The organism is Nonlabens dokdonensis DSW-6 (genome assembly GCF_000332115.1).
Classification (GTDB): Bacteria; Bacteroidota; Bacteroidia; order Flavobacteriales; family Flavobacteriaceae; genus Nonlabens; species Nonlabens dokdonensis.
In genome coordinates, this window is record NC_020156.1 from 1156141 (window position 1) to 1181641 (window position 25501).

18 protein-coding genes are annotated in these 25501 nt (G+C 36.5%); 6 read left to right on the top strand and 12 right to left on the bottom strand.

Going from position 1 to position 25501, the window contains the following annotated elements; all coding sequences use genetic code 11:
• Positions 1–266 precede the first annotated feature (266 nt).
• Both DDD_RS18395 and DDD_RS05100 read left to right on the top strand, forming a co-directional pair.
• Entirely contained in the window at positions 267–506 is a 240-nt protein-coding gene (locus DDD_RS18395; RefSeq protein ID WP_083892375.1) for a T9SS type A sorting domain-containing protein, read from the top strand.
• A 4-nt stretch (positions 507–510) separates the two neighbouring features.
• Complete coding sequence (locus DDD_RS05100) at positions 511–2316, top strand: T9SS type A sorting domain-containing protein (RefSeq protein ID WP_015361704.1); 1806 nt, start codon at positions 511–513, stop codon at positions 2314–2316.
• A gap of 57 nt (positions 2317–2373) precedes the next feature.
• Here DDD_RS05100 and DDD_RS05105 read toward each other — a convergent pair whose 3' ends face one another.
• Both DDD_RS05105 and ruvB read right to left on the bottom strand, forming a co-directional pair.
• Positions 2374–3717: a cytochrome P450 gene (locus tag DDD_RS05105; RefSeq protein ID WP_015361705.1), complete on the bottom strand. Its 1344-nt coding sequence runs from the start codon at positions 3715–3717 to the stop codon at positions 2374–2376.
• Positions 3717–4745, bottom strand: a complete 1029-nt coding sequence (ruvB, locus tag DDD_RS05110; RefSeq protein ID WP_015361706.1) for a Holliday junction branch migration DNA helicase RuvB — start codon at positions 4743–4745, stop codon at positions 3717–3719. The genes DDD_RS05105 and ruvB overlap by 1 nt, the downstream gene beginning before the upstream one ends.
• Before the next feature lie 182 nt (positions 4746–4927).
• On the opposite strand from ruvB, the gene DDD_RS05115 reads away from it, so the two are divergent.
• On the top strand, positions 4928–5434 hold the full coding sequence (locus tag DDD_RS05115) for a peroxiredoxin-like family protein (RefSeq protein WP_015361707.1): 507 nt from the start codon (positions 4928–4930) through the stop codon (positions 5432–5434).
• 69 nt (positions 5435–5503) lie between these two features.
• On the opposite strand, the gene DDD_RS05120 is transcribed toward DDD_RS05115, so the two are convergent.
• Genes DDD_RS05120 through DDD_RS05155 form a run of 8 tightly spaced genes read right to left on the bottom strand, consistent with a single transcriptional unit; the run spans position 5504 to position 16999 of the window.
• A complete protein-coding gene (locus DDD_RS05120) occupies positions 5504–7324 on the bottom strand; it encodes a cytochrome c oxidase subunit I (protein WP_015361708.1) in 1821 nt (606 codons plus the stop codon).
• A 4-nt stretch (positions 7325–7328) separates the two neighbouring features.
• Positions 7329–8405 (bottom strand): cytochrome c oxidase subunit II, encoded by a 1077-nt coding sequence (locus DDD_RS05125; RefSeq protein ID WP_015361709.1) that lies wholly within the window; start codon positions 8403–8405, stop codon positions 7329–7331.
• 22 nt (positions 8406–8427) lie between these two features.
• Positions 8428–9816 (bottom strand): hypothetical protein, encoded by a 1389-nt coding sequence (locus tag DDD_RS05130; protein ID WP_015361710.1) that lies wholly within the window; start codon positions 9814–9816, stop codon positions 8428–8430.
• Positions 9817–9837: 21 nt separating this feature from the next.
• Complete coding sequence (locus tag DDD_RS05135; RefSeq protein WP_041566945.1) at positions 9838–10560, bottom strand: c-type cytochrome; 723 nt, start codon at positions 10558–10560, stop codon at positions 9838–9840.
• Complete coding sequence (locus tag DDD_RS05140; protein ID WP_015361712.1) at positions 10560–11093, bottom strand: DUF3341 domain-containing protein; 534 nt, start codon at positions 11091–11093, stop codon at positions 10560–10562. The genes DDD_RS05135 and DDD_RS05140 overlap by 1 nt, the downstream gene beginning before the upstream one ends.
• A gap of 12 nt (positions 11094–11105) precedes the next feature.
• Entirely contained in the window at positions 11106–12545 is a 1440-nt protein-coding gene (gene nrfD / locus DDD_RS05145) for an NrfD/PsrC family molybdoenzyme membrane anchor subunit (protein WP_015361713.1), read from the bottom strand.
• 27 nt (positions 12546–12572) lie between these two features.
• Positions 12573–15638, bottom strand: coding sequence for a TAT-variant-translocated molybdopterin oxidoreductase (locus DDD_RS05150; RefSeq protein WP_015361714.1), 3066 nt, complete (start codon positions 15636–15638; stop codon positions 12573–12575).
• 20 nt (positions 15639–15658) lie between these two features.
• A complete protein-coding gene (locus tag DDD_RS05155; RefSeq protein ID WP_041566946.1) occupies positions 15659–16999 on the bottom strand; it encodes a c-type cytochrome in 1341 nt (446 codons plus the stop codon).
• A gap of 190 nt (positions 17000–17189) precedes the next feature.
• Between DDD_RS05155 and DDD_RS05160 the strand changes: the two genes are divergently transcribed.
• Positions 17190–17558, top strand: a complete 369-nt coding sequence (locus DDD_RS05160; RefSeq protein ID WP_083892376.1) for an SPOR domain-containing protein — start codon at positions 17190–17192, stop codon at positions 17556–17558.
• Positions 17559–17725: 167 nt separating this feature from the next.
• Here the strand turns inward: DDD_RS05160 and DDD_RS05165 are convergent, their stop codons facing one another.
• Positions 17726–18808, bottom strand: coding sequence for an endonuclease/exonuclease/phosphatase family protein (locus tag DDD_RS05165; protein WP_236613398.1), 1083 nt, complete (start codon positions 18806–18808; stop codon positions 17726–17728).
• 125 nt (positions 18809–18933) lie between these two features.
• Between DDD_RS05165 and DDD_RS05170 the strand changes: the two genes are divergently transcribed.
• Positions 18934–21801 carry a TonB-dependent receptor gene (locus tag DDD_RS05170; RefSeq protein WP_015361719.1) on the top strand — a complete coding sequence of 956 codons (2868 nt, stop codon included), beginning with the start codon at positions 18934–18936 and terminating at the stop codon, positions 21799–21801.
• Positions 21802–21834: 33 nt separating this feature from the next.
• On the top strand, positions 21835–23250 hold the full coding sequence (locus DDD_RS05175; RefSeq protein ID WP_201764103.1) for a DUF5689 domain-containing protein: 1416 nt from the start codon (positions 21835–21837) through the stop codon (positions 23248–23250).
• An 820-nt stretch (positions 23251–24070) separates the two neighbouring features.
• Here DDD_RS05175 and DDD_RS05180 read toward each other — a convergent pair.
• On the bottom strand, positions 24071–25438 hold the full coding sequence (locus DDD_RS05180; RefSeq protein ID WP_015361723.1) for an OmpA family protein: 1368 nt from the start codon (positions 25436–25438) through the stop codon (positions 24071–24073).
• Positions 25439–25501: the final 63 nt, after the last annotated feature.

Sequence of the window (25501 nt, forward strand, 5' to 3'; positions counted from 1 at the left end):
AACAAATGTAAGGTTTAATGAATAATAAGCATTTTTATGAATGATAAAATTGGTGGTAAGTTTCGCTTTCGCGAAAGCGGGAATTTCAAATATATCCAAAACGAAAAAACAGACACTTAAGAAGACCTCATTAATTTATATACAAATTGTTTTCCATTATTGAGTGGACAGTTATTGTGCTTATTCTAAATAAAGTCTTTATATTGAAAGGCAACTAATCAAAAAATTAAGATGAAAATAGAGAAAGCGAAAAGTCTAGTTTAACAATTAGTCCAAATCCTGTAGATCAAAAAGCTACATTTACCTATGAATTATTTGAAAAAGATTTGCAACAGGTAGAATTAGAAATTTATGATCTTAACGGTTTAAGAATGTACCACACAACGTTGAAAAACACAAATGACACTGTAGAAGTAGGAATGTCTCACTTTAAGCCTACCCAATACATCGTGTTAATTAAAAGCAATGGTAAAATCTTAATACAAAACTATTTAATTAAAAAATAGCTACATGAAAAGAACTGGTATTTTATACTTTATCCTATTATTAGTAAGTATATCTGTGAACGCCCAAGAATATACTTGGGCAGCTCGTGGCGGTGGTGATGTCAACTTTGGTAGTAATCCTAATTCTACTAATGAGTATGAACATATAAGGGATATTGTTGTTGACAGCCAGAACAACTATTATTATCTAGCAACTGTTTCTAGTAATAATACCAATTTGAATGGTGTCCCTTTTACCAATTATAATAGACCTAATTTTAATAATGACACTTATTTATTTTCAACAGACTGTAGTGGCAATTTTAGATGGCAAAAAACAATAGGAGGTTATAGTGATGAGCTGACTCAACATTTAAGTTTAGACTCAAGCGATAATGTTTATATCTCAGGATATATGACACCTAAAATTAATGGTACTCATAGTGCAGGTTATTTTGATACTGATGTTATTATTGATTCTAACTTAGGTATAAATGATCCTGGTCCTCATAATAAAAATCTTTACTTGATTAAATATAATAGCACAGGTGTTTTTCAATGGCTGCAAAGACCCCAACGTGATACAGCGGTGGGAACAGATATTCAAAAATCTTACACTTTTGGTCATTATACAGATGCTAATAACGTTACGCACTGGTTGATGACTATGGGAGCAGGTACGCACATCAACGGCGCTTATACTACTGCTACTGATGATTATGCTATTTTTAGATTTGATGATCAAGGAACGTATTTAGGACAGACTCCTATAAATTTAGAGTTTACTAATGGCAGGTCAACATATGCAGCAGTCCTTACAATGGATGAAACATTAAATAGATATTACGTAAGCGTTCATAAAACTACGGTAGGCAGTCAAAATATAAATTTATTAGGCTCAAGTATTATAGGTTATACTGCCCTTGCTGCGGTAGACGCAAGCAATGGAAATGAGATATGGCGTATTGAAAACACTGGTGGTGAACAAGGCACAAGCATTATTCATATAGTCGTAGATAATCAGTCTAATATCTTTATATCTGGAGAAGGAAATACAGCTGTTGATAGTGGTTTTCCTGCTCCAGATACGTTAGCTGGACATACCTTTACACAAACAAATTTCTCTGGTACTATAGGTGGATATGCTCCATTTTTAATTAAACTAGATAGTCAAGGAAATTTACTTTGGGGAACTAACCCTACATTTGCATCAGCTTCAGCAGGATATAAAATAGCATTAAATGGTAATGAGGTGGCTATTGCCTGTGGTTTACAAATTTCAGGAGATTGGGGTAGTCAGACTTTTACTCGACCAGCTGGATCGGCAGATGATCCTGTTATAGTGCGTTTTAATACTACGAGTGGTAATGTTCTTGGAATTGAAGATATTTTAGCCCCAGGAGGAAGCCAGGAAATGGCCACTGCCATCGCAACTGATAATTTCGGTAATTATGTAGTTGGCGGTTATTTTAGAAGTACGCTGTTTCAAAACAATACCGCGATAACTCCTTTACAAATTAATGGAAACGGTGCTACTGACTTCTGGTATGCACGACTTGCTACTAAAGACTGTAATGGTGTTCCTTTAAGTATGGATGAAGAAAACCTTAATCAAGTTTCTATTTTTCCTAATCCTGCCACAGACGTTATTCAAGTAACTGGTGATTTATTGTTTACTTCCTATTCTATTTATAATATTTCAGGACAGCAAGTATTATCAGGTAATATAAATGATAATAAAATTGAGGTTCTTTCTTTGACTTCAGGAGTGTATTTTTTAAATCTAAAAAGTGATGTCGCTTCTCAAACTTTGAAACTGGTTAAGGAGTAGGTTCATGGTTTCTTTCGCGAAAGCGGAATTTCTTAAAAAAATCTAACCAGAAGAAGCTTATTTTCTTTTAAATATCAATTGTGCATTTCTTGGCTTCAAAGTAATCAAAGGATGATAATCAATCGTGTCGTGCACTGGCTTTACCTCAAAGCGCTCTAAAAGTCGTGCACTGGTAAGAACCATTTCAAATATGGCAAAATTATTACCTACACACATGCGCGGTCCAGCACCAAAGGGGAAATAGAAATCACGGTAGCTTTTTGCCTTTTCCTTTTCAAAACGCTCAGGAATGAATTCTTCTGGACGTTCCCAAAGGTCTTGCCTGCGGTGCATTTCATAAAAAGAAACTAACCAAATACTTCCTTTTTCAATTTCTACATCTTCGCAAGAATCTGCTTCTAACGCCACTCGATCTGTAACATAAGCTGGCGGATATAACCTCAAGGTCTCTTCTACACATTGCTTGATGTAAGGCATAGACATCAAACCTTCCATCAAATTTTCATTTTCTAGATGCTGTAGTTCTTGAGTAGCTTTTGTGATGGTTTCTGGATGTTGTGCAAGAAGCTGAGCTGCAAAACTTAAAGCGTTTGCAGTAGTTTCATGACCTGCAATAAAGAGCACGAGAATCTCATCAATAAGTTGATCATCCTCCATATGCGATCCATCTTCATAAGTGCTGTGCAGCAACATATCGAGCAAGTCGCCTGGTTCTTTATTTCCAGACCTACGGTTATTGATAATATTTCTTAAAATCTCGCGAGCCTCTTCAATTAGACTTAAAGAATGCGGAATGCTTTTTTTACCAGAGAGCCATTCCCGGTCAAAATACCATTTCATCCATGGGATTCTTAATTCTTTAATTAAAGTTTTCTGCGCCTTTTCTGTAATGTATTGCAGTCGGGATATTTTAGAATCCAGGTTGTCAATATCGGCAAAATCAAAAAGGCTTCTTGCTACTACTTTAAAGGCAAGGTCATTGAAGATTTCATAGACATCAGTAGCAACGTCTTCTTTTATTTTACCTATTTCTTCTTGGATCACTTCATCCATCACGTTCATTAAAGAACTAATAGATTTTTTATAAAACGCTGGCTGAATCAGCTTGCGATTTGCTCTCCATTTCTCACCGTTTTCAGTTAACAATCCATGACCTATGTATTTTCCCAAATCTTCCGTTTGTAGCGTAGACTTATTAAAATTCTTTTGATTCTTCTGTAAAATATGTTGAGTTAACTTTTCATCACAAGTAAAGTGAATGAGTAAACCAGGTTTGGGACTAATTTTAAAAGTGTTACCATATTTCTTAAAATTCTCTCTATGAAAAGGCAAAGGATCCTTATAAATCTGTCGAGATTTAGCAAGAAACGTGAGCGTAGGAACTTGTTCGATTTGTTTCATTATGAATCAAAAAGTCCTCCTAAGTTATTTTGTTTAATTTTTCCAAGATGCTGATAGGCTAATTCTGTCACTTCTCTACCGCGAGGTGTGCGCATAATAAATCCTTGTTGGATCAGAAAAGGTTCGTAAACTTCTTCAATAGTTTCGGCGCTTTCGGACACTGCAGTGGCGATAGTCGTCAAGCCTACAGGACCACCTTTAAATTTATCAATGATGGTGGATAGGATCTTATTGTCCATTTCATCAAGCCCATTTGCATCTACATGTAGCGCTTTCAAGGAATATTTTGCTATATATAAATCTATATGTCCATTTCCTTTTATCTGAGCAAAATCACGTACTCGTCTCAATAGAGCATTTGCTATACGAGGTGTTCCTCGACTACGACCAGCAATCTCAATCGCAGCATCATGATCTATAGGTACATTAAGTATCTCAGCACTACGAGTAACAATAGTAGAAAGTAACTCTGTAGAATAATATTGTAATCTCGATTGAATTCCAAATCTTGCTCGCATAGGAGCAGTAAGTAAACCTGATCTGGTGGTTGCACCTATCAAAGTAAAAGGTGCTAGATTGATTTGAACTGTTCTTGCATTGGGACCAGTTTCAATCATAATATCTATCTTAAAATCTTCCATTGCAGAGTAAAGGTACTCTTCCACAATAGGACTCAATCTATGAATTTCATCTATGAAAAGAACGTCTCTTTCATCAAGATTTGTTAGCAATCCTGCAAGATCGCCTGGTTTATCCAGTACTGGGCCAGATGTTACTTTGATAGAAACACCTAATTCGTTTGCGAGTATATGAGCAAGTGTGGTTTTACCCAATCCTGGAGGTCCATGAAAAAGTGCGTGGTCTAGAGAATCTTCTCTCTGATTTGCTGCTTCCACAAAAATCTTCAAGTTTTCCAATACTTGATCTTGTCCTGCAAAATCATCAAATGATAAAGGACGCAAAGCTCTATCTACATCATGCTCTTCATTTGAAAAATGGTTTCCGTTAGGGTCAAGATTTTCATTCATATTCCAAATATACTACTCATTGTGCAGCCTAAGAGTTTAGCAGCATAATAATTATCCTGCATTATTTGTTAAAAGATGTTTTAGGTTCCGCTTTCGCGAAAGCGGAATAACAATAGCTTAACTACATTTAAGTTAGACTTATGAATAAATAGACTTCACTTTCGTATTTTAAAATAAAAATTATGAAACCAAGACAGAAAGCACCCAACTTAGAGCTCAATTTGATCAACGACACGCAATGGTCATTACACAAACAGGAGGCAGATTCCTTTACTTTATTGATATTTTATCGAGGCTTACATTGTCCGGTATGTAAAAAGCAATTAGAATCTGTAAAAAATCATTTAGCCGATCTAACTGAAAGAGGCATTCATGTTATAGGAATAAGCATGGATACAGAAAAGAGGGCTAAAAAGGCTGGAGAAGAATGGGACATAGATGAGTTACCGATAGGTTATGAATTGAGCAGAGAAAAAGCAGAAGAATGGGGACTATATTTCTCTGAAGGAATTAGTGACAAAGAACCAGAGTTATTTTCAGAACCAGGGATGTTTCTAGTGAATGCAGACGATACATTATATTTTTCTTCAATTCAAACGATGCCATTTGCCAGGCCTAGTATAGAAGATGTGATTAAGGCGGTAGACTTTATTAAAGATAAAGATTATCCTGCACGAGGAGAAGCATAGATAAAAATAGTAACACAAAAAATGCCGCTAATCGTATTAGCGGCATTTTTTATATATGATTAATGAATACTAGTGATTCAATTCTTCTTCTCCATCCTGAAGAGGTATATGCTGTGGAGCATAATCTTGCCCTGCAATTACATATTCACCATCTTCGTTTACTTTACTATAATCATAAGGCCATCTGTAAACTGAAGGAATAGGTCCATCCCAGTTACCGTGAATGTGTTTATCACCAGTTGTCCATTCTAACGTATTAGATTTCCATGGATTTGCAGGAGCTTTCTTCCCGTAGAAAATAGACTTTACAAAATTATAAACAAAGAACAACTGAGCCAAGGCTGTTGCAATAGCAAAGTATGTAATCAATTTATTAGTATCTGCAAGATCATCAAAATATGGGAAGTTCGTATTGGTATAATAACGTCTAGGTAAACCAGCCATACCTACGAAGTGCATTGGGAAAAATACTCCATAAGCACCGATTGCAGTTAACCAGAAATGTACATAACCTAAATTCTTATTCATCATACGATTAAACATCTTAGGGAACCAGTGGTACACACCAGCAAACAGTCCATATAGAGCAGATATACCCATTACCAAGTGAAAGTGAGCAACAACAAAGTACGTATCATGTACATTGATGTCCAAAGTACTATCACCTAAAATGATACCTGTTAAACCACCTGTAATAAATGTCGATACGAGACCGATGGAAAAGAGCATTCCAGGATTCATCTGTAGGTTACCTTTCCATAATGTGGTTATATAGTTAAATGCTTTTACCGCTGATGGAATCGCAATTAATAATGTAGTAAATGTAAATACAGATCCTAAGAATGGATTCATACCTGAAATAAACATGTGGTGACCCCATACAATAGTCGATAAGAAAGCAATTGCTAATATCGATGCAATCATCGCACGATAACCAAAAATAGGTTTACGTGAATTAGTTGCTATAACTTCAGAAGTAATACCTAATGCTGGAAGTAATACAATATAAACTTCTGGGTGACCTAAGAACCAAAATAGGTGCTCAAATAATACGGGAGAACCACCTTGGTGAGCTAACACTTCACCTTTAATGTAAATGTCTGACAAGAAAAATGAGGTTCCAAAACTACGATCCATTATTAAAAGAAGCGCAGCCGATAATAAAACTGGAAATGAAACCACACCAATAATTGCAGTAACGAAGAAAGCCCAGATAGTCAAAGGCAATCTAGTCATAGACATACCTTTAGTTCTTAAGTTGATTACCGTAACGATATAGTTAAGAGAACCTAATAGAGACGAAGCAATAAATATGGCCATAGAAACTAACCATAAGGTCATACCTAATCCAGATCCACCCATCGCTTCAGGTAAAGCACTTAATGGAGGATAAATGGTCCACCCAGCAGCAGCTGGTCCTAACTCAACAAATAAAGATCCAATCATTATTGCAGCTGAGATAAAGAATAACCAATAAGAAACCATATTAAGGAATCCTGAGGCCATATCTCGAGCACCAATTTGTAAAGGAATCAAAAAGTTAGAAAAAGTACCACTCAACCCAGCTGTTAATACAAAGAAAACCATAATAGTACCATGAATGGTAACTAAGGCTAAATACATATTAGGATCCATAACTCCGTCTGGAGCCCATTTCCCTAATAGGGCTTCAAAAATCAAATTCGGCTCTCCAGGGTTAGCCAACTGCATTCTCATAAGCACTGACATAGCAATGCCTATAGCACCCATTATAAGACCAGTAATAAGATATTGCTTAGCAATCATCTTATGATCTTGAGAGAAAATATATTTAGTTACGAAAGTTTCTTTATGATGGTGGTGTTCCTCATCATGTCCGTGATCTGCAGTAACAGAGATAGCTTGTCCCATAATTCTAATTTTCAGCGTTAGCTAAAGTTGTTTCAAATGTTGTTTGTGTTTCTAACCACTTGTTGTAGTCTTCTTCACTTTCTACCACAATTTTCATTTGCATATTGTAGTGAGAAGCTCCACATATTTTATTACAAAGAAGATAGTATTCAAATTCATATGGATCTAAAGCCACATCTCCGCTTTCAACTAGCTCCTCACTTTTTTGTCGTCGTATTTCATTAATCTTACGAACTTTTTCAGTCATAAATTCAGTTGACTTGTAATCCTCTGAGGTTACGGTAGGTGTGAACTTAAATTGTGTCACCATTCCAGGCACAACATTCATTTGCGCTCTAAAATGAGGCATATAAGCAGAGTGAAGAACGTCCTGACTTCTAAATTTAAACAAGACCGGTCGATTAACAGGAAGATGCAGTTCAGTGCCTACCATATCATCCATTCCGTCTGCATCCGTAGGATCTATACCTAATTGATTAACACCTTCAATAAATCGAACATTAGCGTCACCTAAGGTATTATCTGCACCACTGTAACGAACTTTCCACCCAAACTGGTACGCATAAACCTCTACAATTAATGGATCATCATCTGTATTGGCATCCATTATATCATTCCATGAGAAAAGTCCCCATAGAATCAAACCAGCCAAAACCACAACAGGTATTGCCGTCCAGATAAATTCAAGTCGATCATTATCTGCATAAAACAATGCTTTTTGACCTTTACGACCATGATATTTGTAAGAAAAATAATGTAACAAACCTTGCGTCAAAACTTGAACAATCATGATTACTACTGTAGTAAGTAACAGTAGATCGTCATACTCACCACCGTGCGCAGATGCCGCATCTGGTAAGAAATAATCGTTGTAGGCTATGAAACAATAGATCATTAAAATATAAAGACCTATACCGAAGATCAACATATACTGACCTTGTCTTTTGTTGTCTCCATCGTTAGCTACTTCAACAGCATCGGTATCAGGCTCTGGAGCCTTACCTAGAGATACTATTTTAGAAATTTGCCAAATTGAAATTGCAAATAAAGCTGCTATAAATATGATTAGAAATGCTGTCATTACAGATGTTTTCTATTAAATTTTAATAATGAAAATGTTTACTCTCTCCTAAATAAGGATCTCCTTTAGCAAGTAATGGCGCTTTTGATATTGTATTGAATACGTACAATATAAATAACCCTGCAAAGAATAAGAATGCTCCTATTTCTGGGAAACCTATGAACCAAGACTCTCCTACAGTTGCTGGCATTACCATTACATAAATATCGAGATAATGTCCTAATATTATGAATAAACCTGCCGTTACAACAAACCAGTTAACTCTCTTAAAATCTGAGTTCATTAGAATCAATAATGGGAAAAGGAAATTAATCGCCACCATACCAAAGAATAATATATTATAGTCTTCGATACGAGTTACAAAATAAGTAACCTCTTCTGGTATGTTAGAATACCAGATCAACATAAACTGTGAGAACCATAAGTACGTCCAAAATATACTAACTCCAAACATAAACTTTGCTAAATCATGAATATGTGAATCATTCACAAACTCTAAATATCCTTTTGATTTAAGGAAAATCGTTATCAATGCAATAGTCGTAATTCCTGACACAAACATACTAGCAAACACATACCATCCAAATAAAGTTGAAAACCAGTGAGGATCAAAACTCATGATCCAGTCCCATGACATGATAGACTCCGTAACTATGAAAAACACTAGAAACATTGCGCTGTGCTTAAAACCTTTTTTATACCAAGCTATGTCTCCATCTTTAGCCTCATCCTGTTTCAAACCAAATTTTCTAATATTCCAACGGTAAAGGTTCCAACCTACTAAAAATGCTCCAGCCCTGAATAACCAAAAAGGGACATTTAAATAGCCAACTTTACCAGCAACAATAGCATCATAATTTTCGTGTCCAACAACATCTATACCTTCTTCCATCCAGACAAATAAATGATTGATATGGAAACCTGATAATAGCAAAAGAACAAACATTATAATTCCACCAGGAAGTATGTAGCTGCTGATACCTTCCATTACTCTAAATAACACCGGAGACCATCCCGCTTGTGCAGCTTTTTGAACCGCATGAAAAGCAAGAGTTCCTAAACCTATCATGAAAAAGAAAAATGCAGCTACATAAACTGCCGCCCAAGGCTTATTTGATAGCTGGTGATACACATGCTCTGCATGCTCATCTTCATGACTTGTTGCATGACCTTCTGAATGATGATCTGACGTAGTTGCATGTCCAGAAACCGCGTGATCATCAACTGCTGAGCTATGATTATCCTCTACCGCACCATGACCACCGCCATGAGCTGCTGCTTCAGTCGCAAGCATTTCCTTAACTTCCTCTTCAGAACCTGGCATTTGCCAAAAACCTACCGCAGTTAATACCGCTCCGAAAATCATCAGAGCGAAAGCGACAATTTTTAATTTGCTAGTTACCTTATACATAAATAAAATATCTTCTATGGCTTAATTGCCATCTGTTGTTGGTTCATTTTCTGTAGAATCAGCATCTGTTTGATGTGATTCACTGTTGTGGTCATCTTCTGATGTATGATCCATGCTGTCATTGTGATCTACATTAGAATTCATAGCATGTGCTGTTTCATATTCACGAGCAGGCTCACCTTTAAGTTCACGAGTCAAAGCGTCCACGTGATGAGCAATTTGCCATCTCTCCTCTTCGGAAGTTTGTGAAGCATAAGAACCCATGTAGTTGATTCCGTAATACATTACGTGATAGATAGAACCTTGAGTAATTTCTCTAGCATCATAACTTGGTACACCGAGGATCTTTTCCGTCTTCATTAAATGACCTTGACCATTACCTTTATTACCATGACAAATAGCACAATAAATATTATACAATGCTTCACCATTAGTTAGGTTTTCTTCGGTATAAGGAAGTGGATTTTGCAAGTTCGCTTTCGCGGAAGCGTAACCTTCATTATTATCCTCATAATCGTAAGGTAACCATCCTCTTGAAACCGATCCTTCAACTGGCTTTTGAGCCTCTACGTTATCAGGAAATATATCACCTTCTTGGTAGGTTTCATATCCTACAGATTCATACATATTAGGAAAATACTGTACACTTCTATTTGAAGCGGTATCTGCCGTATTATCCGAACCACAAGAAACTAAAAGTACTGTGGCAAATGTGTATAAGAACAATTTAAAATATCTTCTCATTAGTGTTCTTCTTTGTCAATTAATTTGATTTCTACTGCACCAGTATCATAAAGAAACTTAGTCGCTTCATCGATATCAGCTCCATGAGTATCTACTTCCATTAAAAAGTGATCATCTGTAGTACGCACATCAGGGTTTTCGGCTTTTTTAAATGGCCATAATCTACTCCTCATATAGAAAGTAATAACCATCAAGTGAGCTGCAAAAAATACGGTAAGCTCAAACATAATAGGTACAAAAGCCGGCATGTTTTCTAAATAAGAAAAACTAGGCTTACCACCTATATCCTGAGGCCAATCCTCAATCATAATGTAATTCATCATAGCAGTTGCAACACAAAGACCAACTATTCCATAAAGGAACGCGTTGATGGCAAGACGAGTGTCTGCAATTCCCATAGCTTTTTCAAGACCGTGTACTGGAAATGGCGTAAATACCTCTTCTATATGATAGCGCTTTTCTCTAACTTGTTTCACTGCACTTAGCAAAACATCATCATCAGTATAAAAAGCATGTATAATTTTTGTTGACATAATATCTAAGTTCTACTCGTTAGGGTGTGCAATAGGATCTCCAGATGAAGCTCCAGCAGCGTTAGACGTCATCTTATCCTCTCTCAATTTCTTGTACTTACTTCCACTAGTCTTTAAGATAGACTTCACTTCTGCCTGAGCAATTACAGGGAAAGTTCTAGAATATAATAAGAATAATACAAAGAAGAAACCTATCGTACCGATGAAAATTCCAATGTCAACAAAAGTAGGTGAAAACATTGTCCATGAAGATGGAAGGTAATCTCTATGTAAAGATGTTACAATAATTACAAAACGCTCAAACCACATTCCGATATTTACTACAATCGAAATTGCAAAAGAGAACATGATACTAGTTCTAAGTTTTTTGAACCACATAAATTGTGGTGAGAAAACATTACAGGTCATCATCGCCCAGTAAGCCCACCAATAAGGTCCAGTAGCACGATTTAAAAATGCATATTGTTCATATTCTACTCCAGAATACCAAGCTACAAAAAGCTCTGTGATATAAGCCACACCAACTATGGAACCTGTAATCATGATTACGATATTCATCAGCTCAATATGCTGAATAGTAATATAGTTTTCAAGACTCACAACCTTTCTCATAATAATAAGAAGCGTGTTTACCATCGCAAAACCAGAGAAGATTGCTCCTGCTACGAAATAAGGAGGGAAAATCGTCGTATGCCATCCCGGAATAACAGAAGTTGCAAAGTCAAAGGATACAATCGTGTGTACAGAAAGTACTAACGGTGTTGCTAGTCCTGCAAGAACCAAGGAAACCTCTTCAAAACGTTGCCAGTCCTTTGCGCGACCAGACCATCCAAAAGATAAAATACCGTAAATCTTCTTGTTAAATGGAGTTATAGCTCTATCACGTATCATGGCAAAATCTGGAAGCAAACCAGTCCACCAGAATACTAATGAAACCGATAGGTAAGTCGAAATTGCAAATACGTCCCAGAGTAATGGTGAGTTAAAGTTAACCCACAAAGAACCAAACTGATTAGGAATAGGCAAAACCCAGTAAGCTAACCAAGGACGTCCCATGTGAATAATAGGGAATAAACCTGCTTGAATAACCGAGAAAATAGTCATCGCCTCTGCAGAACGGTTGATCGCCATTCTCCATTTTTGACGGAATAATAACAGTACTGCAGAAATTAATGTTCCTGCGTGACCAATACCTACCCACCAAACAAAGTTTGTAATATCCCAAGCCCATCCAATGGTTTTGTTCAATCCCCAAACTCCGATACCAGTCGAAATTGTATATGTAATACATCCTAATCCATAAAGAAAGGCAATAAGGGCGATTGTAAACACAATCCACCATTGCTTATTTGCAACACCTTCTACTGGCGCTACAATGTCTCTTGTTACATCAGAATATGTTTTATCTCCAGTAACGAGAGGTCTTCTTATGGACGCTTCATAATGAGCCATAATGTCTTGATTAGTTTTCCTTGTTAATTATACGTTTCTCACTTTAACCTGATACATCACATTAGGCTCAGTTCCCACTTCCTCTAATAGGTGATACATACGGTCTTGTTGTTTTACTTTAAATATTTCAGAGTCCTTATCGTTAATATCTCCGAATTTAATGGCGCCGTTTGAACATGCATTTGAACATGCTGTCGCAAACTCACCATCTTTAATCATACGACCGTCTTTCTTAGCTTCAAGAATTGTCATTTGTGTCATTTGAATACACATAGAACATTTTTCCATCACACCACGAGATCTTACAGTTACATCTGGATTGATTACCATTCTACCTAAGTCGTTATTCATGTGGTAGTCAAATTCATCGTTTCCGTTATATAAGAACCAGTTGAAACGACGAACTTTATAAGGACAGTTGTTTGCACAGTAACGAGTACCTACACAACGGTTATAAGCCATATGGTTTTGACCTTGACGACCGTGTGAAGAAGCTGCCACAGGACATACTGTCTCACAAGGCGCATGATTACAGTGCTGACACATTATAGGCTGGAAAGCAACTTGTGGATTATCTGCTGGGTTTTCCAACTCACCAAAACCTCCTAATGAGCCATTATCTCCAAATAAACCATCGAAACCATCTTTTTTAGCCTCATCAGCTTCAAAACTATCTTCAGAAGAGTAATATCTATCGATACGCAACCAGTGCATATCACGAGATTTTCTCACTTCCATTTTTCCTACTACAGGAACATTGTTCTCTGCATGACAAGCTATAACACAAGCGCCACAACCAGTACATGCATTAAGATCTATAGACATATTAAAATGATGACCTACCGATCTATCAAAACTATCCCAAAGATCGACATCTGGTGAAGTCACCGGAGTTTCTATGTGATTTAAAGAAACCTCAGGAACTGGATTAAACTTATCCTTATCTCCAGTTCTATATGTAGCCAAATCAGTTTCACGAATAATATCGCGACCCATCATTGTATTTTGTAATTGTGTACAGGCAAACTCATGATTACCTCCAGCATCTTTTATAGAAACTGATTGAATAGAGCTACCATTTTTGTAGAATGGATATGCATTAACACCGGTTTGCATCTCTTCTTGGATAGCAGCCGTTTGACCGTATCCTAATGCAATACCAATTGTTCCAACGGCTTGTCCTGGCTGGATTAATGCTGGTAACTTACGCTCCACACCATCCATTGTTACCACAACATACGAACCATCCAAAGCACCGTTTGCTACGTTTTCATTAACAACTCCTAGAGACTCTGCGTCAGCTTGAGAAATAGTTACATAATTATCCCAAGTCGTTCTAGTAATAGGATCAGGCAATTCTTGTAACCAAGGATTGTTTGCCATAGTTCCATCACCTAAACCTGTCTTCGTGTATAATGTCAATTCAAAACCTGAAGGTTTTTTAGCATTTGCCATTGCATTTAGCGCAGCAGTATTGCTTTGCCCTTCCACATTCATGTCAGTAGAATTTTCTTCTACTGAAGATGTATGATAGAAACCATCTTGTAAAGACTTGTTCCAAGAAGCTCCTGAAGCAGCAGCTGTTTCCTTAAGGAAATCTTTATATGTTTGAGAACTACCTGACCACTTCAACAAGGTTTCTTGTAACTGACGTGTCTTGAATATCGGTCTTATAGTAGGCTGTGTTAAAAACACATGACCTTTCTTAATTTCTGTATCACCCCATGACTCTAAGAAGTGAGGAGTTGTAGCAACATAATCACATTTCTCAGCTGTCGCATTTAACGAGCTTGCAAAAGAAACTTTAAGTGCTACTTTTTGTAACGCTTTCGCGAAAGCGTCACTATTACTATAACTATATATAGGATCAACGCCTGCGATAAATATAGCACCTACACTACCATTGTTCATATCACCTACTAGTTTGTCAAAACCAGCACGGTCACCCTGACGTGTTAAAATCGGAGCTTTAGTATCAACTATAGTTGAAGATAAAGCTTCATTAATAGCAAGAGTTAATTGTTGAGCACCTTGATCTGGAATGCCGCAAAGCAACACACCTTTTGAACCAGCTCTTTTTAAACTAATTGCAGTTTGTTCAACAGATTTTGCCACCTTGTCAGACAACTTCACACTCGCTGAACCACCTACTATTTTACTATAAAGAGCAGCAAGAATATGTTTCTGCTCCGTAGGAGTTATAGGGTATCTTTTATCAGCGTTTGCACCAGATAAAGTCATATTAGACTCGTACTGAACATGGTGCGACATTTTACCATTCTTAGGAACTCTAGAAGAAGAATAACCTTTATCAAATCCTCCACCCTGCCAGTCACCTACAAAGTCAGCACCTACACTTACTATAGTTTCAGCGTCTGTAAAATCATAATCTGCTAGACCACGAACACCATACTTTGATTCAAATGCGTTAAGAGAAGCGTCTTCACTGACAGTGTCGTAGGTTACCACTCTTACATTAGTATATCTAGCCTTTAATTGCTCAGCAATCCTATTAAAAGAAGGACTTGTATATGTTTGAGCTAAAATCACTAACTCTTTACCGTTAAGCGATGCTAACTGAGAAGCAACTTGTTTATCTAATTCTTCCCAAGTAGACTCTTTACCTTTTACAAGAGGTGCTTTTAAACGATTATTATCGTATAAAGACAAAACAGAAGCGTGAGCGCGAGCATTTGCATCACCTCTGAAAGCAGCATCTCTGTTACTTTCAATTTTAATGGGCCTACCTTCTCTCGTTTTAACTAAAACACTAGCATAGTCATAACCATTTGCAATAGTCGTTGCATAATAGTTAGCCATCCCAGGTATAATCTGTTCTGGTTGGTTCACATAAGGAACCGAATAAATCACCGGTCCTTCGCACGCCGCAAGCGAAGCTGCTGCGGTACTAAAACCAACGTATTTCAAGAAATCTCTACGAGTAGTGTTTGACTCCTCCATCGCTTGATCATTCCCTAAAAACTCATCTGTAGGAATAGAGCTAACAAACTCATTTTGCTCTAAATCTTTAACGATCCGATTGCTATCATCTAGCTGAGCAGTGCTTTTCCAGTATTTCTTAGTAGTAGCCATAAATCTCTAAAACTATTTTATTAGTAGTGGCATTTACCACATTCAAGTCCTCCTAAGTCTGCAATAGTCAATTGACGACCACCACGAGCTTCAGAAAGTTCTTTGTGAATTTGTTCATAATAACCATTGCCTTGTAAATCTACATTAGTTTCACGGTGACAATTGATACACCAGCCCATAGTTAATGGAGAATATTGATACATGATCTCCATTTCCTCGACAGGACCGTGGCAAGTCTGACATGCTATATTACCAGCAGTAACGTGTTGTGCATGGTTAAAGTAAGCTAGATCTGGCAAATTATGAATACGCACCCATCTAACTGGCTTTTCCTCACCAACAAATTTCTGCTCGTCACTATCCCAACCAGTAGCAGCATATAATTTTTGAATCTCTTTATTGTAATCTATACCATACTCTTCCATACCTTCTTGATAAGTAGACTGAGCCACTTCTCCAATAGACTTGTGACAGTTCATACAAACATTAAGTGAAGGAATACCAGAGTGTTTAGACTCTCTAGCACTAGAGTGACAATATTTACAGTCTATTTGACTAGTACCAGCATGAATTCTGTGAGAATAGTGAATAGGTTGTAAAGGTGCATAACCTTGATCAACACCTACACTCATAAGAGCACCGTACGCAAAATAAGCACTTGCCAACAATAAAAAGATAGAAGAAACAAGAACTAAAAATTGATTCTGAACAAAAGCTTTCCAGATAGGAGTGCGCTCTTCTTCAATTTCAAATTCTGTTTGAATCCCATTTGCGTCTGCAAATCTTTTTAATGTCTTGTTCACAACTACAAGTAACACTACAAGTAAAAGAAGAACAATCGCAAGAGCTCCAAGGATTATATTATTAGTCATAGTATTATCGCCAGAACCGGCAACCGCTCCACCTTCAGCTCCTGCCGCGGCAACAACCGGTGCAGGCTTTTCAGTATCAGTGTAAGCAAGTATATTATCAATATCAACATTGCTTAACTGTTCAAAAGAGTTCATGTTTTGCTGACCATACTCATTATAAACTGCAACAGCTTGAGCATCGCCAGATGCAATTAGCTTAGCTGAGTTTTTAATCCATTTGTACAACCATTCACGTTCGTACTTTTGACTTACTTGAAAAAGTGCAGGACCAACAGCTTTTTTATAAAGCTTGTGACATGAAGCACAATTTGCTTTAAAAAGAGCTTCTCCTAACGCGGCATCGCCGCCACTACTTGCTTCTACAGGTGCCGCTGGCACACCATCTGAGGTGGTAGCATCTTGACCGTAAACTGCTATTGACGATAGCGTTACGAACAAGAAGGCTAGCAAAAATTGCCCTGCGGAAAAATGTAATCTCCTATTTATCATCTTGTTTAATGAATATTACAATAACTTTGGCACGATAATTACAGTATTTTACCGAATCGTAAATGCGAGTGCAAAAATAGGTCATAAAACATTTATTTTTGCTCTTGACAATCACATAGAAAATAATTTATAATAATTCTAAATAGTTTTTCCTCACAGAAGCAAAACTTCCCTATTTACCGCTATGACTATGAAACACTTAAAAAATTTATTATCGACAACAGCCCTCTTGTTAATTGTATCACAAGGTTTTGCACAAGAAACAACACCTGTTAATAAACAAAAAATAGACGAATTGGTCTCTACTAAAATCGCTATGGATAAGACTGGTGATTTTAAGGATAGATATACCATTCAATTATTTTATGGTGAACGAGATAAAGCAATTGCAACCAAACAAAAATATGACCTTTTAGATTTGCCTTGGAAATCTGAATTGAAGTGGGAATCTCCTTATCACAAAATATGGGTAGGTACTTATCGAAGTAGATTAGAAGCAGACAGAGCTTTAATAAAAATAAAAGAAGAGTATAAAGATGCTTTTATTTTAAAACCTTAATTGCAAGGAATAAAGCTTAAAAATGGAGTTATCAGATTAGATTGTTCAATTAATTATTACAATGAATATAATCTGCTTCTAAACATTTCTAAATAACACCATTCACTTACAAGCATAAAAAAGCACCTTTTTCAAGGTGCTTTTTCTATTTCACTACAGTGGTAAATTTATTTATCACCGTTATTTTTTATTTCTTTAACTAAGTATACATACACTGGGAAGTGATCACTGAAACCGCCGGTAAAAGTACCGTCGGCAAAACTACGCAGTGGATAACCTTTATATCTTCCTGCTTTGTTAGTCATAAAGCTAGGGTTAAAAATATGTGCATTATAATAACGATATCCATCTCGCTTTGCTTCATTTAACAACGGATAGGTGAACATTATTTGATCAAATATTCCAACTGCGTCACGATAAGCTGTCGTACCAAAGCCGTCTTTGCCCATTTGCATGTATGGATTATAAATCATTTGAGGTCTTACTTTGGATCGATCTTCTTGTGCGTTTAGAGCAACCTTTACACTCTCATCTGAAGGATAATCATTTAAATCTCCCATTACAAAAACCTTAGACATCGCATCTATACTGTGTAAGGAATCGATTACCTTTTGATTCAACTTCGCAGCAGCTATTCTCCCTGGACGACTTTTTAGCTCTCCGCCACCACGTGATGGCCAGTGATTTACTATAAAACTCATTTTATCACCATCTAATTCACCAGTTACTACTAGCTGATCACGTGTGTAGTTGCGTTTTCCAGTACTTTGATTGTAAATGATTAATTCTTTACTATCACTGTTTAACACTTTAAAATCACTTTTTTTGTACAAAAGTCCAGTATCTATCCCACGTTCATCTGGTGAATCATAATGTTCAATTCCGTAATCATATTCAATAAGTAAAGGATGATTTACAAGATCTTCAAGAACTTTTCTGTTTTCGACTTCACAAACTCCGATAATGGATGGAGCAGTTTGAGAAGTTTCAGCTCCTATTTTGCGTATCACACGAGCCATAGAAGTTAGTTTTTTCTGATAAACATCAGCTCTTACACCTTCGGCCATTTCCATGATAGGACTTCTTTCGTCATATATAGAAGTGTCGTCTTCGATGTCAAAAAGATTCTCTAAATTATAGAAGGCAACCGTTTTTACCTTGTATTGTTTTGATTTTTTTGCGGTTTGTGCTTGTGACGCTTTCGCGAAAGCGAAAACACATAAAGCACTCATTAATAGTTTTTTAATCATTTTTTATAGGGTGTCAAAAGTTATCTTATTGTAAACTCTTATACAATTTGCGCGCCAAAGGTACGCAACTGAATAGAAAATCGTAGTTTTGCCCGCTTTTCATAACGAAATCTTAATATTAACAAATGATAAACAAACAATTTAGCAAACTTCTTTTAGTTGTTTTTATGCTGGTATCCAGTTTTGGTATGGCACAAGAACTGCTTAAAGGTAGAGTTATCGATGACAACACTGAGGAACCAATTCCCGGCGTAACAATTAGTGTAAAGGGATTAAAGTTTAACGCTTCAACTGATGCCAATGGATACTTTGTAGTAACTGGAGCAATTCCTGTAGGTGATCAAATGATTACTGTAAGTAGAAGTGGTTATTATACTAAAACAATTCCAGTCGTTATAGACGCGTTAGGAGTTGTAAATTTAGATCCAATCTATTTACAATTAGACAATTCTGACATTACGCAGTCACAAGGAATTATTTCTTTAACAGAAAATGATCTAGCAGACGATGAGAATGCAGCAAATAATGTCTCTGGACTTTTACAAGCTTCAAGAGATCAATTTTTAAGAGCTGCCGCTTTTGATTTTAGTGCAACCTTCTTTAGACCTAGAGGTCTTAACAGTGAAGATGGAAAAGTTCTTATCAATGGAATTGAAATGAACAAACAATTTTCTGGAAGACCGCAATGGAGCAACTGGGGTGGAGTAAATGACTTACAACGTAATCAAAACTTTACGATGGGACTCAGCGCTGCAGACAATAGTTTCGGTGGTTATGCAGGTGTACAAAGTATAGACATGAGAGCTTCTCAACAACGTGCAGGAACTCAAATATCCTTCGCTAGTGCAAATAGAAGTTATCAAGGTCGCTATATGGTATCTCACCGTTCTGGTTTATTAAATAATGGATGGTCTTTTGCTGTTAATGCATCAAGAAGATCAGGAGATGAAGGATATGTGGATGGTACTTTATATGATGCCAACTCGTTAGGGCTTTCTGTAGAGAAAAAATTAAACGATTCGCACTCTATTAACTTTACAGGACTTTATACTCCTAACAGACGTGGTCGACGTACTGCAATCACTCAAGAAATCGAAGATCTTAAAGGAAGAAAATATAATCCGTTTTGGGGAATGCAGGATAATGTTGTGCGCAACAGTAGAATTAGAGAAATAGATGAACCTATTTTTATGTTGAATCATTACTGGACAGTGAACAGTAAATTGAAAATCAACACAAACCTAGGGTATCAATTTGGTAAAATAGGAAACACTCGTATAGATAATGGTGGTACAAGGTTAGTTACTTTAGATGGGCAAAATGCTTACGTAGGTGGAGCTAGAAACCCAAATCCAGATTACTATCAAAATCTTCCTAGTTTTTTCCTAAGAAACGGGCAGGACCCTATTGATTTTCAATATGCTTACCAGGCGCAACAAGAATTTATTAACGATGGACAACTGGATTGGAACAGTCTTTATGAAGCTAATAGATCCTTACGTGAAAATGGTGGAAACTCTTTGTATGCCATTCAAGAAGACCGTATTGATGATCAACAATTAATGGTAAACACTATCATAACGGCTGACTTGACCGATAATATAATATTTAACGGTGGTATAAGGTATCGTAATCTAAATAGTGAAAACTATGCGATGGTTAACGATCTTCTTGGTGGAACTGGATTTCTCGATGTAGATTTCTTTGCAGAAGAATCTAGTGAAGTAAGTATTGATGACGCAGCTCAATCTAACATAAGAACTCCTAATAGAATAGTAGGAGTAGGCGATCGTTACAAATACAATTATGACATCAATGCTGATGTGCTAGCCGCATTTGCACAAACACAATTCAAAACTAAGAAAGTAGATTTCTTTGTAGCTGGAAGCGTAACAAGAACTGAATATCAAAGAGATGGTAAATATGAAAACGGGAACTTTCCAGGAGCGCAGTCTTTTGGTAAGAGTAAAAAGTTAGAATTTACAGACTTTGGTGTTAAGGGTGGTGCCACTTACAAAATTTCTGGTCAGCAGTTTATTGACGTTAATGCAGCTTATATTTCTCAAGCACCTACTATAAGAAACTCTTTTAGTAATGCTAGACAAAATAATGAAACCATAGTGGGATTAGAGTCTCAAAAATCTTATAGCGGTGACTTGAGTTACATCTATACTACACCTATTATAAAAGCGAGGCTTACTGGTTACTATACGCAGTTTACAAATGGTACAGACGTAGGTTTTTACTTTACGGAAGGATTAACAACAGCAGGCGTGGAAGGTGGAACTAGATTTTTTAGAGAAAACGGAAATGCTTTTGTACAAGAAGTGGTAACTAACATAGAGCGTCGTAATATGGGTATGGAATTAGGACTTGAGGTACAAGTTACTCCAACAATTAAATTAAAAGGTGCTGCTGCAATAGGTCAGAATGTATTTACTAATAATCCTGATCTCTATTTGACTAGTGATGATTTCACAGGTCAACTTAGATTTGGTGACGGAACAACTAGTATTAAAGATTATCACGTTGCTGGCGGACCAGAAACAGCACTACAAATTGGTTTTGAATATAGAGATCCAGAATATTGGAACATAGGTGTTACTGCAAACTATTTTGCAAATGCTTACTTAGATGTGAGTAACTTAAGAAGAAGTGCTAACTTTAGACAAGATTACGACGGCATTGAATTCAATGATTTTGATCAAGAAGTAGCAGATGATCTTCTTAGACAAGAACAATTTGATAATTACATGTTATGGAACGTAATAGGTGGTAAATCGTGGAGAATAGACGATAAGTATATCGGATTTTTTGCGACTATAAATAATGTATTTGATGTAAAGTACAAAACTGGAGGATTTGAACAATCCCGTAATTCAAACTTTAGATCTGTTAGAGATGATGCTAACAACCCACAAGAAGTCTTTGCACCACGCTACTTCTTTGGTAATGGAACAACCTATTACCTAAACGTATATTTAAGATTTTAATAAGTAATGATGAATTTATTTAATAATAAAACAATGAAAAATTTCCACAAACTTTTTGCAATTGCTGTTTTAACAGTAATTACTTTCTCTTGTGTTGAAGACGACGACTTCAGCATTCCAGATACAGCTGCGGTAGATATAGAGGCTCCAGCAAACTTAATAGACATGAGCGCGGTAATTGGCCTTATAGGACAGTCTCAAACTGGCACTGTTACATTTGAAAATAATGAGCAATTTATAGAAGGTTATGTTATATCAAGTGATGAGGCCGGTAATTTCTTTGAAGAATTAATTATTCAAGACGCAATTCAAAATCCTACAGCTGGAATAAAAGTGTTAATCGATAATAGCCCTTTATTTACGACTTATGCTCCAGGACAGCGCATATATGTAAAACTAGACGGTCTTACTGCAGGACTTTCTAACGGCGTACCTGTTTTAGGTCTAAATGGTAGCGGTGTTATAGAAAAAATTGCTCCCTCACAACAAACTGAAGTTATCTTAAGAGATAGTGAGATTTTTGATATTGTGCCGACACCAGTTACTGGCCCTTCGGAATTTACTACGGCGAAGCTGTTGACATTAATTCAATTACCTGAGGCTCAATTTACAGATGGTGATATTTCTGCTAATAGAACCTTTGCAGCTGAACCTACAGACCAATTTGATGGGGTACGTTTTATACAAACTTGTGGAGACTTTTTTGCAGCGCCTATTAGGTTAGAAACAAGTACATTCTCAGACTTCAAAGCACTAAGATTACCTAATGGTAGCGGTTCTATTACTGCAATCCTACAAAGAGATTTTAGAGATGACTTTTTTGTTCTTTCCGTTAACTCTCCAGAAGATTTTAACTTTGACCCTAATACAAGATGTAATTTTGATATAGTTGCATGTGGAACTGTTGCAAACGCAGGAACAAACACACTTCTTTTTGAAAACTTTGAAACTCAATCTACAGGTGCAGCAGCAATGCCAGCAGGATGGACTAACTTTCAAGAAGAAGGTACTGAGACATGGGAAGTTTATACTGCTACGGGAGCAAATGCCTCTCTAGGAAAAAGTGTTAATTGTGGTTCTTTTAGATCTGGAGACGCAAGCACAGTAGCTTGGTTAATTACTCCTCAATTTGATTTTGACGCACAAACGGGAGAAGTATTCTCTTTTGAAACTTCTAATAGTTTCGCTGATGGTTCATCTATGGAAGTACTTTTTAGCAACGACTGGGATGGAACAACTGCTGGAATAGCAACCGCATCTTGGGAGCCTATGGCAGATCCTGTTGTAGTAAGTGATAGTGAAGCTTTTGGTAACTGGGTGTTTTCAGAAAATGTATCTCTAGACTGTGTAACTGGGACTGGAGCTATTGCTTTTAGATATATAGGTAGTGGTGATGCAGGAACTGATGGAACTTATGAGCTAGATAATATCTCTTTAACTAGCAACTAATTTTTTAGGATATATTACTATTCCGCTTTCGCGAAAGCGGAACTCTTAAAAGCCTCTCTATTCTTAAATGAATAGAGAGGCTTTTTTATGAATACACATTTTTTAAAAGCATAACAGATAGATTCCCTACAGTAATTATAGGACACCACTAACTGATTATAACAATTCCTCAAGTTCCTATTATAAATACTAAAGCAGTAATAATTTAAAAACTATTTACTTAGACAAAAGCAATCCTTTCAAATCAAGAACTGTTGATTACAACGCCTCAATAATAGTTTATTAATAGGCTTTTTACACCTTGCAAAAGGATTAAATTGTTATCAGGTTTAAAAGATTAATTTGATCGGAAAGTTGTTAAGCAAAATGATCATAAACATTTCAAACCAGCAATGAAAACTGACTAGTGATTATGATAGTCCTGATTTATATGAAGTTCAAACATAAACTCCAACGTTTGTACGCTAACAGTTTAAAGGCCATGTAACATGATAGCAAGTTTTTATCAATCTATATAGTCCTTATACGTTCTGCGATAAGAAATCAAATTGTAAACATAAATTCTAAATGGTATTTAAAGTTCTCTACGTTTCATCTTCAAGTCTCAATACATATCTTGATGTATTGAGCATTTAAAGATTTAAGCTAGGGCAATATACAATCCATATTATCAGAAGCGATATGGGTTTAATGGACTGATTGTATAATATTCTTTAAATGATACTCCTAAATCAAATAAACTGTAAAAAACAGGGCATAAAAAAACCGCTCCTCAAAAAGGAGCGGTTTAATTATAGTTAGACTATATGTAATAAATCAATTACTTGATAAGATTGATCTCTACACGTCTGTTTTGCGCTTTTCCAGCTCTAGTTTTATTAGAAGCTACTGGTTGAGTTTCTCCAAAACCTTTAGAGCTTAAACGGAATTCGTTAACTCCATTAGCTACTAAGTAATTTTTTACAGAAAGTGCGCGTGCTTCAGAAAGTCTTTGATTGAATTGCTTAGGTCCATCACTATCCGTGTGACCGTCTACCTCAAACTTAGCTTCTGGGTATTTCTTTAATATTGCAATAATGTCAGCAAGAACTTCTTCAGATTCTTTTTGAATGGAATCTTTATTTGTATCAAATAAGATAGTCTTAGCATATTCATTCAATTGCGCTTGCACCTCTACAGTTGGAACTACCGGTCTAGGACAACCTTGTAATTCTGCAATACCTGCAACATCTGGACACTTATCCATAGCATCTTCTATACCATCATTATCTCTATCTTTTACAGGACAACCTTGTCTTGAAGCAGGACCTGCTTCATTAGGACATTTATCATCAGCATCAGCAACACCATCGTTATCCGCATCAGGACAACCCATAAGAGCTACTAAACCTGCAGTTTGTGGGCACTTATCGTCTTTATCTAATACACTATCTCCATCAGAATCAGGACATCCATTAGTTTCAGCAGGACCAAATACGTTTGGACAATCATCTTTAGAGTCTTGAATACCATCCATGTCAGAATCTGGACATCCATTAAATTGCTCTAAACCAGCAACTGTAGGACACTCATCTTTTGAATCTACAATACCATCTCCGTCAGTATCAACAGCACCCCAAGTAAACTTCACTCCTACTGTGTGTTGAAAATGCTTAGGAAACGCATCTTCAAAAGCATGCTTGTAAGTAGACTGTACATTTGCGTAAATACCATCTACTATTTTAACATCTAAACCTAAAGTACCATTAAAAGTACCAAATCCATCATTATCTAAAATTTGGTAAGATCCACCTACACCTAGATAAGGACTGACAATCTCGCCGTTCCAAAGCTCAGCTAGGTTATATCTCAATCCACCGTCAAATGAATAGTAAGAAATCTCAGTAATACTTGTATCTCCTACAGTATCAATTGAGTTTACCGAAAATGCACCAGTTGCAACGATACCATCGCCTACGTAGTATCCTACTTCAAATCTAGAAGGTGCTGGTAATACGTTGTAATGACTTGTATTAAAAAATTCATCGAAATAGCCTCCTAGACCATTATCTTCTTCTCCTACCGGATAAAGATCGATTGCATTAATACCTATTGCAAAACTCCAGCGATCGCTTTCATTTTGTGCGTAACTCGTGCTGGCAGAAAGTAAGATTGCTCCAGCAACTAATAATTTAAAAATATTTTTCATGTTGGGGTTTTTATTTAACAACATTGCAAAATTAAACGGTTACTTGTCTTGTACAAGCGTCTT

Bases quoted from the DNA above. Each gene is read 5' to 3' on its own strand.
- DDD_RS05140 (WP_015361712.1), bottom strand. From the start codon at position 11,093: ATGTCAACAAAAATTATACATGCTTTTTATACTGATGATGATGTTTTG.
- DDD_RS05155 (WP_041566946.1), bottom strand. From the start codon at position 16,999: ATGATAAATAGGAGATTACATTTTTCCGCAGGGCAATTTTTGCTAGCC.
- DDD_RS05125 (WP_015361709.1), bottom strand. From the start codon at position 8,405: ATGACAGCATTTCTAATCATATTTATAGCAGCTTTATTTGCAATTTCA.
- DDD_RS05175 (WP_201764103.1), top strand. From the start codon at position 21,835: ATGAAAAATTTCCACAAACTTTTTGCAATTGCTGTTTTAACAGTAATT.
- DDD_RS05170 (WP_015361719.1), top strand. From the start codon at position 18,934: ATGATAAACAAACAATTTAGCAAACTTCTTTTAGTTGTTTTTATGCTG.
- DDD_RS05120 (WP_015361708.1), bottom strand. From the start codon at position 7,324: ATGGGACAAGCTATCTCTGTTACTGCAGATCACGGACATGATGAGGAA.
- DDD_RS05160 (WP_083892376.1), top strand. From the start codon at position 17,190: ATGAAACACTTAAAAAATTTATTATCGACAACAGCCCTCTTGTTAATT.
- DDD_RS05180 (WP_015361723.1), bottom strand. From the start codon at position 25,438: ATGAAAAATATTTTTAAATTATTAGTTGCTGGAGCAATCTTACTTTCT.
- ruvB (WP_015361706.1), bottom strand. From the start codon at position 4,745: ATGAATGAAAATCTTGACCCTAACGGAAACCATTTTTCAAATGAAGAG.
- DDD_RS05105 (WP_015361705.1), bottom strand. From the start codon at position 3,717: ATGAAACAAATCGAACAAGTTCCTACGCTCACGTTTCTTGCTAAATCT.
- DDD_RS05165 (WP_236613398.1), bottom strand. From the start codon at position 18,808: ATGATTAAAAAACTATTAATGAGTGCTTTATGTGTTTTCGCTTTCGCG.
- DDD_RS05100 (WP_015361704.1), top strand. From the start codon at position 511: ATGAAAAGAACTGGTATTTTATACTTTATCCTATTATTAGTAAGTATA.
- nrfD (WP_015361713.1), bottom strand. From the start codon at position 12,545: ATGGCTCATTATGAAGCGTCCATAAGAAGACCTCTCGTTACTGGAGAT.
- DDD_RS05130 (WP_015361710.1), bottom strand. From the start codon at position 9,816: ATGTATAAGGTAACTAGCAAATTAAAAATTGTCGCTTTCGCTCTGATG.
- DDD_RS05135 (WP_041566945.1), bottom strand. From the start codon at position 10,560: ATGAGAAGATATTTTAAATTGTTCTTATACACATTTGCCACAGTACTT.
- DDD_RS05150 (WP_015361714.1), bottom strand. From the start codon at position 15,638: ATGGCTACTACTAAGAAATACTGGAAAAGCACTGCTCAGCTAGATGAT.
- DDD_RS05115 (WP_015361707.1), top strand. From the start codon at position 4,928: ATGAAACCAAGACAGAAAGCACCCAACTTAGAGCTCAATTTGATCAAC.